This window comes from Bacillus timonensis (assembly GCF_000285535.1).
Classification (GTDB): domain Bacteria; phylum Bacillota; class Bacilli; order Bacillales; family Bacillaceae_L; genus Ferdinandcohnia; species Ferdinandcohnia timonensis.
The window spans coordinates 50,286-63,506 of the sequence record NZ_HE610986.1; the positions used below are offsets into that span (position 1 = coordinate 50,286).

At 35.9% G+C, this 13,221-nt stretch carries 16 protein-coding genes; 4 read left to right on the forward strand and 12 right to left on the reverse strand.

Annotation, left to right across the window (positions count from 1 at the left end; genetic code table 11):
• Nucleotides 1-72: 72 nt before the first annotated feature.
• The 3 genes from BTHG_RS26210 to BTHG_RS08725 all read right to left on the reverse strand — a co-directional run bounded on the left by BTHG_RS26210 (nucleotide 73) and on the right by BTHG_RS08725 (nucleotide 1,880).
• Nucleotides 73-231 carry a DUF2639 domain-containing protein gene (locus tag BTHG_RS26210; RefSeq protein ID WP_010676372.1) on the reverse strand — a complete coding sequence of 53 codons (159 nt, stop codon included), beginning with the start codon at nucleotides 229-231 and terminating at the stop codon, nucleotides 73-75.
• 543 nt (nucleotides 232-774) lie between these two features.
• Nucleotides 775-1,422, reverse strand: coding sequence for a lysozyme inhibitor LprI family protein (locus tag BTHG_RS08720; RefSeq protein WP_010676373.1), 648 nt, complete (start codon nucleotides 1,420-1,422; stop codon nucleotides 775-777).
• Nucleotides 1,423-1,700: 278 nt separating this feature from the next.
• Complete coding sequence (locus BTHG_RS08725; protein ID WP_010676374.1) at nucleotides 1,701-1,880, reverse strand: H-type small acid-soluble spore protein; 180 nt, start codon at nucleotides 1,878-1,880, stop codon at nucleotides 1,701-1,703.
• Between the two features lie 126 nt (nucleotides 1,881-2,006).
• Here BTHG_RS08725 and BTHG_RS08730 point away from each other — a divergent pair, with 126 nt between their 5' ends.
• Both BTHG_RS08730 and BTHG_RS08735 read left to right on the forward strand, forming a co-directional pair.
• A complete protein-coding gene (locus BTHG_RS08730) occupies nucleotides 2,007-2,261 on the forward strand; it encodes a hypothetical protein (protein ID WP_010676375.1) in 255 nt (84 codons plus the stop codon).
• A 24-nt stretch (nucleotides 2,262-2,285) separates the two neighbouring features.
• The gene (locus BTHG_RS08735; protein WP_010676376.1) at nucleotides 2,286-3,278 is read left to right on the forward strand and encodes a potassium channel family protein; all 993 of its coding nucleotides are present in this window, start codon (nucleotides 2,286-2,288) and stop codon (nucleotides 3,276-3,278) included.
• A gap of 34 nt (nucleotides 3,279-3,312) precedes the next feature.
• On the opposite strand, the gene BTHG_RS08740 is transcribed toward BTHG_RS08735, so the two are convergent.
• From BTHG_RS08740 to BTHG_RS08765, 5 genes are all read right to left on the reverse strand, one after another.
• Complete coding sequence (locus BTHG_RS08740) at nucleotides 3,313-4,659, reverse strand: glucose-6-phosphate isomerase (protein WP_010676377.1); 1,347 nt, start codon at nucleotides 4,657-4,659, stop codon at nucleotides 3,313-3,315.
• 277 nt (nucleotides 4,660-4,936) lie between these two features.
• Nucleotides 4,937-6,100, reverse strand: coding sequence for an iron-containing alcohol dehydrogenase (locus BTHG_RS08750; protein ID WP_010676378.1), 1,164 nt, complete (start codon nucleotides 6,098-6,100; stop codon nucleotides 4,937-4,939).
• A gap of 180 nt (nucleotides 6,101-6,280) precedes the next feature.
• Nucleotides 6,281-6,667, reverse strand: a complete 387-nt coding sequence (gene yugI / locus BTHG_RS08755) for a S1 domain-containing post-transcriptional regulator GSP13 (protein ID WP_010676379.1) — start codon at nucleotides 6,665-6,667, stop codon at nucleotides 6,281-6,283.
• A gap of 289 nt (nucleotides 6,668-6,956) precedes the next feature.
• Nucleotides 6,957-8,126 carry an aminotransferase gene (locus BTHG_RS08760; RefSeq protein WP_010676380.1) on the reverse strand — a complete coding sequence of 390 codons (1,170 nt, stop codon included), beginning with the start codon at nucleotides 8,124-8,126 and terminating at the stop codon, nucleotides 6,957-6,959.
• On the reverse strand, nucleotides 8,123-8,623 hold the full coding sequence (locus tag BTHG_RS08765; RefSeq protein WP_010676381.1) for an Lrp/AsnC family transcriptional regulator: 501 nt from the start codon (nucleotides 8,621-8,623) through the stop codon (nucleotides 8,123-8,125). Before BTHG_RS08765 ends, BTHG_RS08760 begins: the two co-directional genes overlap by 4 nt.
• A gap of 167 nt (nucleotides 8,624-8,790) precedes the next feature.
• Between BTHG_RS08765 and BTHG_RS08770 the strand changes: the two genes are divergently transcribed.
• Entirely contained in the window at nucleotides 8,791-9,594 is an 804-nt protein-coding gene (locus BTHG_RS08770; protein ID WP_010676382.1) for an alpha/beta fold hydrolase, read from the forward strand.
• Between the two features lie 194 nt (nucleotides 9,595-9,788).
• Here the strand turns inward: BTHG_RS08770 and BTHG_RS08775 are convergent, their stop codons facing one another.
• Both BTHG_RS08775 and BTHG_RS08780 read right to left on the reverse strand, forming a co-directional pair.
• Nucleotides 9,789-10,049: a DUF1871 family protein gene (locus BTHG_RS08775; protein WP_010676383.1), complete on the reverse strand. Its 261-nt coding sequence runs from the start codon at nucleotides 10,047-10,049 to the stop codon at nucleotides 9,789-9,791.
• A gap of 15 nt (nucleotides 10,050-10,064) precedes the next feature.
• Nucleotides 10,065-10,274 carry a hypothetical protein gene (locus BTHG_RS08780; protein WP_010676384.1) on the reverse strand — a complete coding sequence of 70 codons (210 nt, stop codon included), beginning with the start codon at nucleotides 10,272-10,274 and terminating at the stop codon, nucleotides 10,065-10,067.
• 139 nt (nucleotides 10,275-10,413) lie between these two features.
• On the opposite strand from BTHG_RS08780, the gene BTHG_RS08785 reads away from it, so the two are divergent.
• Nucleotides 10,414-10,797: a kinase-associated lipoprotein B gene (locus BTHG_RS08785; protein ID WP_010676385.1), complete on the forward strand. Its 384-nt coding sequence runs from the start codon at nucleotides 10,414-10,416 to the stop codon at nucleotides 10,795-10,797.
• Between the two features lie 168 nt (nucleotides 10,798-10,965).
• Here the strand turns inward: BTHG_RS08785 and BTHG_RS08790 are convergent, their stop codons facing one another.
• Nucleotides 10,966-12,285 carry a C40 family peptidase gene (locus tag BTHG_RS08790; protein WP_010676386.1) on the reverse strand — a complete coding sequence of 440 codons (1,320 nt, stop codon included), beginning with the start codon at nucleotides 12,283-12,285 and terminating at the stop codon, nucleotides 10,966-10,968.
• A 121-nt stretch (nucleotides 12,286-12,406) separates the two neighbouring features.
• Nucleotides 12,407-13,030, reverse strand: coding sequence for a 3'-5' exonuclease KapD (gene kapD / locus BTHG_RS08795; protein ID WP_010676387.1), 624 nt, complete (start codon nucleotides 13,028-13,030; stop codon nucleotides 12,407-12,409).
• Nucleotides 13,031-13,221 lie beyond the last annotated feature (191 nt).

A 13,221-nucleotide genomic window follows, 5' to 3' on the forward strand; every position in this document is an offset into this window, starting at 1 on the left:
CTCATGTAATTGTATTTACAATTCGGTTTCAACAATCGAACCCGATACGAGAAGGCTGCTTTTTTGTAGGAATTATTCTTTTGCTTCTTTATCAACAACTAGTTCAAAATATAATTTTCGTAGAATATATGTTTTGTATGTTTCAAGCTTTTTGCGTTCAACTGGATGCTGAAGAATTCCTTTTTCTTTTAATTGTTTGATATACCAACCCTTTGATCCAGGATAAGCCATTTTCAATTCCCCCTCTTTATTTCGCTTGTCCTAAATGTATGCGTAAAAGAGGAAAAGAATGACTATGAATCATTTATAAATTTTTTTCAAAATATCTGCAACCTTTTGAAAAACCTTCCGTCTAATTCTATGAAGTTTTCATTTCTCTCATTGCCTCTAATTACTCTCTCATAATTAGGGGCGTTTTTCCTTGTTCCCCCTATCATTTACATATAAGAAAAAACCCTTTAGGAGTGTTCCTAGAGGATTTTTTTGTATAAACTTTCTCTGTTAGTAAATAGTAACCAAAAAAGGAGTGATTAAATGAATAAAGTGACAATAAGTTGGGTCATAACATCTTTCGTCATCGCTTTTTTTCTTTGCTCATTCTTTTACTTTAGTTCTGATATTTTTGCCAAATTTATTAGTGGATTTTGGGATTAAAAAAACTTCTTTGCTGTTTGTTTATCACGGACTTACTTTAGAGGAGAAAACAATTAAAACACATTGGAATTCCAATGTGCTTTGTTCCAATAATGATTGAATATGATTTATGTTAATCTTTTAATCTGTCATATATTCATTAACTAATTCATAACATCTTTCCTTCGTTGATTCGTATAAGGATATATAAAATGCAACGTTTTCAAAGGTTCCTCCTTCATACTTTAGCCTTTCTTCGTTTGCTTTTTCTTCTTTCTGTTCTATCCATTTAATTTGTTCAGTTTTTAAATCTTGCATTGTGTCTGAAGATAACTCTTTTTTTAGTAAAGCATAAATCTCATTTAATGCTTCGTCGTATTTTTCGTAAGAAATTCCATAATAGTTTTTCATGGCGTTCGTTGCTCCTTTATCGGAGCCCTTCTTATCTGGTAAAGCATCCACTTCTTTTTGGATGTTGTCTAACTTTTTTAAAAACTCGTTTCTTCTTCCCTCTATTACTGTTACTGCATTTATTGTAGTATCTTCCTGAATATTTGTATCTGTCGTAACTTTATTATCTGTATTTTCAGCTTGCTCCGGACCATCTTCTACTCGGGAGTTGCTATTCTCATTTGCTTGTGACGAAACATCTGTACTCTGTGATGTTTTGTCATATTCAGACTGACTTTTCTTAGCTGTAACATCATCAGATGACTTGCTACACGCAGACATTCCGACTAATAAAATGACTAATAAAGTTGCTGCGATAAGAATTTTATCTTTTTTCATATATATCACTCCATTTTCTTAGACTCCATATTAATCCAAGTTTTATTACACTCTCCTCCTTATATACCTTACCATAAATTACTATTTTTCGAGGAATAATAAATTAATCAATTCATTCGTAAAGATGTCAATTCAAATGTCATAGTTAAATATATTCCGTATAAAACTTGATAAAAAAATAAAAGACGTACGCGAATGCATACGCCAATTCTTGTGTCATTTATTATAAAAGCACACAAAATGGAACCCTTTAGTTATATACATAGGGACTTATCTTTTTATAATTCCTCTAATTCAGCCACGGGAACATCATTTTTTTCATGCTCCCGACCTCTTAAGTGCACAGTGCACATATTCCCTACTTCATCGCAACTGTCAATCCATACTGAGGTTCCTTGATAATGAACGGTTACATCATTCGAAGAAGATAAAATTTGCTTTGCTCTACGAATATCCATTCTATTCACTCCCAAAATTATTTTTCTTACCTTCCAATAGTTTCCGAAGATATAGGAATTTTATGCAAAAATACCAAGGTTTTGAACACACTATAAAGGAAAGTACAAAGGAAGAGGAGTAAAAGGATGAAACTTAACGATAATGAGAAAAAATCACTTAGTGACTCTATAGATAAATTAAATGAGGGCTTAGATGTTGTGATTCAGCTATACAATGAGGCGGAAGAAGATAAGCCACTAATCGAATTTGATCAAGAGGTCGTCGTGGCCATTGAAAAAGCCAAGGAAACTTTTGGGGAAGAAGAGATTACTCGAAGAATCAATACCATTATCAAAGAAATCTTTGCCTTTCTACCTAAAGATGCAAAAGAAGAAAAGTAGTCATAGAAAGGAGTGGCATATTTTTTGTTATCTGATATCATATCTTCTTTTTTTAAACGCTTTTTGATTGCAAAGCTGATTGGAATTGTTTTATTGGTTATCATTATTTTTGGTGCGATTATACACTTAATTGAACCAGAAAATTTTCCAACTATTTTTGATGGTGTATGGTGGGCGATTGTTACCGCCGCAACAGTAGGGTATGGTGATTATGCCCCAACCTCCTTTATAGGAAGAATTGTCGGTATGTTACTTATCTTTATTGGCGCTGGTATTGTAACAAGATATTTTGCCGCGATTTCGACCTCAACCTTTGTTACACAAAATGCTTATCTGGAAGGAACATCTGGTTTTCATGGTAAAAGACATATTATTATCATTGGTTGGAATGAACGTGTAAGAGAAACTATTTCGTTTCTAAAAGCTCCCGGTTCGGTAATGGAAATTCTATTAATTGATGATTCATTGGACAAAAATCCGATGCCAGGTTATCATTTTCATTTTATTAAAGGCGATCCGACCCGTGATGAGACATTAAAACAGGCTAATATTCATGATGCGGAATTGGTGTTAGTAACGGCAGATCAAGGAAAAGATGAAGTACATGCTGATATGCTTTCGATTCTTACGTTATTGGCTATAAAAGGGCTAAATCCTGACGTGTATACCATTGTTGAAATCCTTACTACCCATCAGATACAAAATGCAAAGCGTGGTGGTGCTGATGAAATCATTCAAACAAACAGGATTTCAAGTTTAGTGATGGTCAATACTATTTTATCACATGGCGTGTCTGATGCATTACTCTCCATGTTGGTAGATTTAAAAGGTGGAAAACTGCAGTTCTTGGATACAACCTTTGATTTGATTGGAATGACGTTTCAAAAAGCGAGTGAAACGCTATTAAAAGAGGGGAAAATCTTAATCGGGATAAAGCGAAATGAGGGGATAACGATAAATCCACCACTTTCACTTGAAATACGAAAACATGATCAAATCCTTATATTAAAAAGTTAAAAAAGGATTCCTAAAATGGAATCCTTTTCTACTATTATAAGCGTTTTTCTAATTCAGCCTTCTTCTCTTCGTAACCAGGTTTGCCTAGCAATGCAAACATATTTACTTTGTATGCCTCAACACCTGGTTGGTCGAATGGATTTACACCGAGTAAATAACCACTCATCGCACAAGCCTTTTCAAAGAAATACACTAGGTATCCAAATGAATACTCGTCCATTTCAGGTACATGCACAATTAGATTTGGTACTCCGCCATCAGTATGAGCCAACATTGTACCTTCAAATGCTTTTTTATTTACAAAATCCACCGATTTTCCTGCTAAGTAATTTAAACCATCTAAGTCATTGTCTTCCGCCTCAACGATTAATTCATGACGAGATTTTTCAATGTTGATAACTGTTTCAAATAAATCACGTCGACCTTCCTGGACATATTGACCAAGGGAGTGTAAATCTGTTGAGAAGTTTGCAGATGATGGGTAAATTCCTTTTTGGTCTTTCCCTTCACTTTCACCGAATAATTGCTTCCACCATTCAGAGAAATATTGAAGTCCTGGCTCATAGTTGATGAGCATCTCGATTGTTTTCCCTTTGTTGTAAAGAGCATTACGAACCGCTGCATATTGGTAAGCTGCGTTTTCTTCAAGTTCTGACTTAGAGAAATCAACACTTGCTGCTTGTGCACCCTTCATCATTTCTTCAATATTTGCACCGGTAACAGCAATTGGAAGTAAACCAACAGCAGTTAAGACAGAATAACGGCCACCCACATCATCTGGAATCACAAAGGATTCATAGCCTTCTTCTGTTGCTAATGTTTTTAATGCGCCACGAGCTTTATCAGTAGTTGCAAAGATACGGCCACGTGCTTCTTCTTTTCCGTATTTTTCAATTAACATTTTTCTAAAGATACGGAATGCTAGTGCGGGTTCAGTCGTTGTACCAGATTTAGAAATGACGTTAATTGAGTAGTCTTTTCCTTCTAGTAAATCCATAAGGTCCTTCATATAAGAAGAACTGATGTTATTTCCAACAAATACGATTTGAGGTGTTTTCCGTTGCTCCTTCGTTAAGGAGTTATAGAAGGAATGATTTAACCAATCAATAGCCGCTTTTGCTCCTAGGTAAGAGCCACCAATTCCAATAACAAGTAAAATATCAGAATCTGATTTGATTTTTTCAGCGCTTTTTTGAATACGTGAAAATTCCTCTTTGTCGTATTCAGAAGGTAAATCCACCCATCCTAAGAAGTCACTACCTGCACCTGTTTTTTCATGTATAGAATGGTGAGCGACCTTTACTGCATCGCGTAAATATGTAATTTCATGTTCTCCAAAAAAGGATAATGCTTTTGAATAATCGAAACGAACATGTGTCATTTTCAATACCTCCATCCTTGTATTTTCAAAACCTCTATTCACTGTAACCAAACTTTTCTGTTAAATCAAGACCATTGACTTACTGTAAGCGTAACCATGTGAAACTTTTTTAACGTTGGCGTATTTGCACCCATATTTTTTGGAACTTGCTCGAATTTCCTCTTAAAAATCTGAGGAATCGGCATGGATTTTTCCCTTTATTTTGTCGCGGTAAAAATAAAGAAAAAGACCCATACCGGTAGTATGAGCCTTTTTCATGGATTATAAGAATCTTTTTTTATAAAGATGCTTTTAGAATTTCAAGTGAATCTTGTTTATTGAGTACTTTGAAACGGCCAAATTCACCGTATGCAATGGTTTTTTCAGCCATAAGTTCAAGGTTTTCTTCACCAATGCCGTAATCTGCTAATCGTGATGGAGCACCAATGCTGTTCCAGAACTCTCGAAGCTTCTCGATTCCTTCGAGAGCAACTTCTCGATCGGTTTTCCCTTCTGTATTAACATTAAACACACGAACAGCCATTTGCTTGAAGCGGTCTACATTTTCATCCAAGACATGCTTCATCCAATTTGGGAATAGAATGGCAAGTCCGCCACCATGCGGGATATCGTATACAGCTGACACCGCATGTTCAATATTATGGGTAGCCCAGTCTCCATTAAATCCCATGTTCAACATTTTATTTAAGGCAAGCGTTCCATTAAGCATAATGGTTGCGCGATAATCATAGTTTTCAAGGTCATTAATTAGTTTTGGAGCTGTTTCAATTACCGTACGTAGGACAGATTCACACCACTGGTCTTGGGTTAACGTGTTTGGTTCATGATGGAAATAGTGTTCAAACACATGTGACATCATATCAACCATACCATATACAGTTTGGTCTTTTGGTAAGGTGAATGTATTCACTGGATCAAGAATTGAGAATTTAGGAAATACTGCTGGACTTCCCCATCCGTATTTTTCATTTGTTTCCCAGTTTGTAATAACTGATCCAGAATTCATTTCTGAACCAGTTGCTGCAATTGTTAACACTGTTCCCAAAGGTAGAGCGTCTGTAGCCACTGCTTTTCGAGTCATGAAATCCCAGACATCGCCATCGTATTTTGCTCCGGCGGCAATTGCTTTCGTACAGTCGATGACACTTCCACCACCAACTGCAAGTAAAAACTCAATTCCTTCCTTACGGCAAATTTCGATTCCTTTACGAACCGTAGATAATCGTGGATTCGGTTCTACCCCAGATAGCTCATGAACTTCCGCACCCATTTCACTTAGTAGGGCGATTACCTGGTCATACAGACCATTTCTTTTTATACTTCCACCACCATACACAAGCAATACCTTTTTTCCATATTGCGGTATTTCGTTTTTCAGTTCTTGGACTTGCCCTTTACCAAAGATTAGTTTTGTCGGGTTAAAATATGTAAAGTTTTCCATTAAAATCGCCTCCTAGAAAAAATTATGGCAATGTTATTACTCGTTGTAAAGTCGTTTGCTTTTTACCTTTATTAAGCAGAAGTTCACTACGCCCAATGCGCATTTTAATATCCCCTGTTTTTTCCCCATACATGCAAAAAAAGAGGCAATTTTCAGTAATCGCCTCTTTCTTCATTATTCTTAGTTAAAATTAGATTGTTCAATCCACTCTTCAAGCTTATCCTTTAAAGTATTGAATCCTTGTGGTGATTCAGAATTAGCTTGTTGTGCTTGCGCTGGACGTTTTTTTGGTTTAGCTGATCGCTGTGCTGGCTTTTCTGGCGCTTCCTGAGTTGCACGAATGGAAAGGCCAATTTTGCCAGCTTCTTCATCAATTGATAAAATCTTTACTTCTACTTCATCGCCAACCTTCACATGCTCGTTAATATCTTTAACAAAGCCATGAGTTACTTCTGAAATATGAACTAAACCTTGTGTATTTTCGTCTAAAGCAACAAATGCTCCATAAGGTTGTACTCCGGTAACTTTACCTTTAACAACACTTCCTACTTCAAATTTTTCTGCCATAATACCCAACTCCTAAAACTTTAGTTTATTCATCTTTTATATACGCAATAAATAATTATAACACAAAATATCCAGATATTCAAAAGGGAACTAAATCGCATTTATTAGAATTACCATAACTCATCGAAATTATGAAGAGGTAATAATTATCAAAAGTGAGGATTAAAGCGGTTTAAAGTCCTGTTTAAAAAAGGAGAGTAGTGGGTAAACTAGTTTCAAAGGCTTTCTAGTATTCCCCCTTTTGTATGTAGGACAAAACCAAAATAGGTTTTGTCCATTTTTTTGCAGCTTAAACGAGATTATTATTTTTCAGAAACCTTCCCATTCGTTTTACTGCTTCCTGCAATTGTTCTAATGATGATGCATAGGAGCAACGGATAAATCCTTCTCCACTTTCACCAAAAACATTCCCTGGTACAACTGCTACTTTTTCTTCCATTAATAAACGGTGAGCAAATTCCTCAGACGATAGACCCGTTTCTTTAATAGACGGAAAAGCATAAAAAGCCCCACCTGGCACATGGCAGGATAGACCAATCTCTAGTAAAGAAGATACAAAAAAGTTTCTACGCTGACGATAGCTTTTTCTCATATATTCAACATCAGAAAATCCATTTCGAAGAGCCTCAATTGCTCCATACTGAGCCATAGTTGAAGCACACATCATCGTATATTGATGAATTTTTAACATAGCTTCAGAAATTTCTTTTGGAGCAGCTGAATATCCTAACCTCCATCCGGTCATTGCAAACCCTTTTGAAAATCCTGAAACTAGGATTGTCCGTCCAAACATTCCTGGTAGGCTTGAAAAGCTCGTATACTTGCCTTCATAGGAAAGCTCCGCATAAATTTCATCTGAAATTACTAATAAATCATGTTTTTCCACGATTTTCGCAATTGCTTCAAGTTCTTCCTTATTAAGCATCGTACCTGTTGGGTTATTTGGAGAACAAATAATGATTGCTTTTGTACGATCAGTTACCACCTTTTCAATTTCTTCAGGCTGTAGCTTGAATTCATTTTCAGGCTTTGTATGGACAGGTATCGGAATTCCACCTGCTAATGAAACGATTGGACTATAGGCAACGAAGGTTGGTTCCACAATAATTACTTCATCACCTGGGTCAACAATTGCTCGTATTGCCAAATCAATTGCCTGGCTTCCACCAACGGTTACAATGATCTCTTTTTCAGGCGAATATTCCACATCAAAAGAATGATGTAGATATGCCGAGATTTCCTGTCTTAATTCAAGTAGTCCTGCATTTCCAGTGTAAGATGTAATTCCTGCTTCAATCGATTGAATACTTGCTTCTCTAATTGACCAAGGTGTTACAAAGTCAGGTTCACCTACACCAAGCGAAATGACCCCTTCCATCGTTACCGCTAAGTCGAAGAACCTGCGGATTCCAGACGGCTTTAGTTCTTGTACTTTTTTAGAAAGGTATTGGCATGTCATGGTGTCACCACAATCCGTTTATCATCTTCGCCTTGGTCAAAAATGGTCCCATCATGCTTATATTTTTTTAAAATAAAATGAGTTGTAGTTGATAACACAGAATCAAGTGTTGAAAGCTTTTCGGATACAAAGGAACCAACTTCTGACATTGTCTTTCCTTCGATAACAACTGATAAGTCATATGCACCAGACATTAAATAAACTGATTTTACTTCTTTAAAATGATAGATACGCTTGGCAATTTCATCAAAGCCCACACCTTTTTTCGGGGTTACCTTGACATCTATCATAGCAGTTACACCTTCGTGACCTGCTACTTTCTTCCAGTCAACGATTGTGTTATATTCTACAATAATCTTTAGTTCTTCAAGTTTACGAATAATACTATCGACTTCATCGACATTTTTTCCAACTAATTTTGCGATTGTTTCTACAGGAAGTCTTCCATTATTTTCAATAATCTCAAGAATTTCAATTTCATTTTCCTGTAACTGCATAAAGGTCACCCCTAGTATTTTTTGAAATGAATTTTGTCACTTATTATATCAGATAAATGAACAGTATATTGAAAAATTTTTTATTGTTTCAATACTTAATGAGTGTTTCTTCTCTATTTGGAAAAAATAGGGATAAGTCTATCACATAGGATGTGGATTTTTTACAGATGGATACAATACAAATAAAGGGAATTAACCTACATTACGAGTTATACCAACACAATGAAGAGAAGCCTGTTTTAGTATTACTTCACGGCTTCTTATCTTCTTCATTTAGCTTTCGAAGACTAATACCATTTTTAAAAGAAGATTATACAATCCTATCAGTTGACCTCCCACCATTTGGGAAGAGTGAAAAATCAACAAAATTCATATATTCTTATTCAAATATAGCATTTGTAATAAGTGATTTAATTCGTTCTTTTCAATTTTCGAAAATCAATCTGGTTGGACATTCAATGGGAGGTCAAATTTGTTTATACATTGCCAAACAGAATCCAGACTTGGTTAATAAATTGGTTTTATTATGCAGTTCAGGGTATTTAAAAAGAATGCCGAAACATTTAATCTACTCTTCCTATCTTCCCTATTTTCATTTCATTGTGAAGAGAAAGCTAGCAAAGCAAGGTGTACTACATAATTTACGAAATGTCGTTCACAATCATGACCTAATCGACCAAGAAATGATTGATGGATACACAGGGCCTTTCTTAAATAATCGTATTTTTATGGGCTTAACAAGGATGATACGTCATCGCGAGGGTGACTTACCATCTGAGGAATTGAAAAGAATCAAACATCCTATTCTGTTAGTCTGGGGTGAAAAAGATCGGGTTGTTCCAATTTCCATAGGTAAAAAGCTGCACGAGGACTTACCTAATTCAACTTTTGTTTCGATGAAGAATACCGGTCATTTAGTACCTGAAGAATGTCCGGAGAAAGTGTACAAGTATATTTCGGAGTTTATATAGCTAGAAAGAACTATTGGTAACTGAATCATTCAGACTAGTTGAGGGGTTTTTGTGTGGGTCTTGTAAAAATTCAGGACTCACTTGAGGCGTTTTGTGAGGTTTCTGTCAGAGTCGGCTCGTTTGTTGGGGTTTTCCGTTTTAGACTGTACCTTTACAGAGCATGCGCGAAAAAAAAGATGGGTCGCCCCATCTTTTTAAAGTTCACATGTTGCATTATTTATTATGGTAATAAGTTTTTGCGCCATGTTCTCACATTCTTTTAGTGGGATGATTTCCTCGAAGGAGAATTCAAAAATGGACTGTATTTTTCTTGCTAGTTTAGCTGGGTCATCAAATTGATGGGCTGCCTCCAAGACATCTACCGCTTCGGTTTCATAAGATCCAGCACCATAACCAAGTGGATCCCATTCTTGAAGCGTAATCATAATTTGTAAATTAGCTTGTTGATTTTCCATTCAATCACCTAATCATTACTTCGTTAAATTGTTCTTTTCTTGTTTTAAAAGTTGCTTTTCAAGCTCCTCAGCTTTCGCTTGCTCTTTTTTCGAATGCTTGATAAATAAGCGGAACACGATAAACGCAACAATTAAGAAAATGATAGTAGTTATTCCAGCTGGAATGTATTCAGATTTATCTTCAGGAAAATATAGAAACAGGTTTAACACTTGTAAAAGCAGCATTCCTACACACCTTTCAACCGTTAATGATTACCTGTACCATTATAACACAAAGCTTATGACGTGTTATAGATGCCTGTTCGATTGTCGTCGGTTATAATGGAATGAGTTGAAATAAGAGAAACCAAAAGGAGTGTTTGAAGTGTCTGATGAATTCAAAGTGGGTGACATTGTAACAGGGATTTATAAAACAGGAAAATATATTGGAGAAATTACCGCAATCAAACCTGATCATTATCTTGTAAAAGTAAAGGCTGTTTTAAGACATCCCATGCAAGGAGATATACATTCTCCCAAGGATGCAAATGTGCCGTTTTTCCAAGAGCGAAGAGCGCTTGCTTTTAATGAGCAGACAAATGTTCCGAAAAAGATGGTCCGCGCATTTCATGATGAGGTACCAGAGTATAAAGCTTCTTTAAAAGAAGCTGTAGAGAAAACAAAAAATGAATTAGAAGCGGAAGGAACAGAGTGGGCTCACCGTAGTCTCGAAAACATGAAAGTGTTGGAAAAGGATTATTTTAAATAAACCTTATTCTCAAATTTTGGCTAATAGCCATAAAAATTATTTATTGGCTATAAATTGATTTTATTGGCCGTATTTTCTCGGTATCATTCATAACTCATAATTATTGGCCATAAGCCACTTTAAAGCTTAAAAAACCTACGGAAGTTGTCGTTCCGTAGGTTTTTCCTGTTAATAAACTCGCTTTGCTCCTACATAGTACTTAGACCAATAAGAATTATCCATAGAAACAACAGCAATTCCTTTTGAGGATGTAGCCGAGATAAAATTGTTATTGCCTACATAAAAACCAACATGTGATATACGGCCAGTATCATTCACCGCAAAAAACACAAGGTCACCTGGCTGTAAATTTGCTTTCGAAACGGCTGTCCCCATTGAATAATAACCCGCTGATGTGTTTCTAGAGATGTCAATTCCGTGTCTTGCATGCATGAAGGAAACGAACCCCGAACAATCAAATCCAGCAGTTGTTGTTCCTCCCCACAAGTAGGGAATTCCGACAAAGTTATACGAGTCACTCACTAAATCTTGAAGGACCTGTTCTCGTTTTTGCACATCTGATTCTGGTTGAGCATTTCCACTAACTTTTAAGACTTGTCCAACTGAAAGGGTGTTGCTTGTAAGATTATTTGCATTTTTAAGGTCAGTAACACTCATGTTATAAGTTCGAGCAATTCCATATAATGTATCTCCAGCTTTTACTGTATAAGTTGCACTAGCTACATTTTGCTGTGGGGTTGACGGTGTGCTTCCAAGCTTTAATGTTTGACCAACATATAACATTGATGAGGTCAAGTTATTATTTTTCATGATTTGGTCAACTGTTGTATTGGCTCGCTGGGCTATCGAATATAAAGAATCGCCAGCTTGAACCGTATAGGTTTGGTCTTGAATTTGACTTGATTGCGGTGCAGAACCAATCACCTGTAAGGTTTGCCCTACTTGAATGGTGTTTGAAGTAAGATTATTTAATTGCTTTAATTGATCAACACTCATGTTATATGAGTTGGCAATGGAATAGAGGGTGTCACCACGGGTTACCGTATACGTCGCGGTTGTCTGTGGAGGAGGCGCCTCACTTATCACGAGTGTTTGGCCAGGGTAGATCATATCACCGGTTAAATGGTTAAGTTGTTTTAACTGAGACACGGTTAGATTATATTGTTTTGCGATTCCATAAAGCGTGTCTCCATTTGCAACTGTATGTGTTGCTACAGATTGGGTACTCTCGGTGCTTGCAGCTTTTACTGAGGAATGGTGTCCTCCCACTAAAGAGACTGTAGCGATTACCATCGTCCCCATTACAACTTTTACGAGATTTGGATTTAGGTTTGGAACTTTTTCTTTTAGATACACTCGAATACTTTCGTTAAAATGAAGTTTTTTCCCTTGCTCTTGTGTAGCAAATTCACTGGAAAACTCCTGTAACCCAGGGTCCATATATAAAGTAACTATTTGAGGATTTTCTATCTTATGGCCAATAAACATTGAGCATCCCTCCTTTTCCAATTAGGATATCCTATCGGGATGCGATTATTTTTTGATTCACCTGTAAAATGTTTCTTACATAAAAATAAAAAACCAATTCACTTTTTGAGCGAATTGGTTTTTATAATGCGAATTTGTTTAATACTTTTGAAAAATCAACACGATCTCCAATTGTAGTTGGCTCTGGTTTTGCTAAATAGCGTTTATCATTTTCCACTAACTTGAATATATTAAACGTTGTCAGTGCGTCATCAAGTGCACAGTGGTGTTTACCAGTTCCTTCTTTGCCATACTCTTGAACTGCCTTCCAAAGACCTGTCTGATTTTGATCCCCAAAAAAGCGTTTATACTCCATGGACAAGTCTCTTTGCTTTCCTTTGAAAGGAAACGGTAATCCGGCTTTTTGAGAATTATGACGCAGGACTTTCATATCCATATTTCCCCATGTAACGATTGTGCTTGATGATAAATTTTCATACCCTGAAAGCTTACTGATTAACTCATTAAATGTGATTCCACTATCGACTTGTTCTTGAGAAATGTTTAAAAACGATTTGCATCTTTCTGTTAACGTAGGAAATTTTATTGGTTGCACAAAAGATGAGTATTTTTCAATTATTTTTTGGTTCTTTACAGAAACTAGACCAACTTCGATAATTTCGGGGTAAAATCCTTGTGGGTTTCCTTTTCCCTCTGGCATTGTAAATTCAAAATCAATGAACAAATATTGATGCTGATTATCCACTCCTAAACCTCCTTTGTCATATTACTCTATTAAAGTGAAATGCTGGCCTTTTCCAAAAGCATCAACTTAAAATTTTTGTAAGGACAATCAAAAGGTAAACGAACATCTTTTAAAATATTATAGCACGGTTCTTTGCATTTTTCAGAATATATTTATAATATATATGCTTTTTACCCTTTAATTAAGCAGGA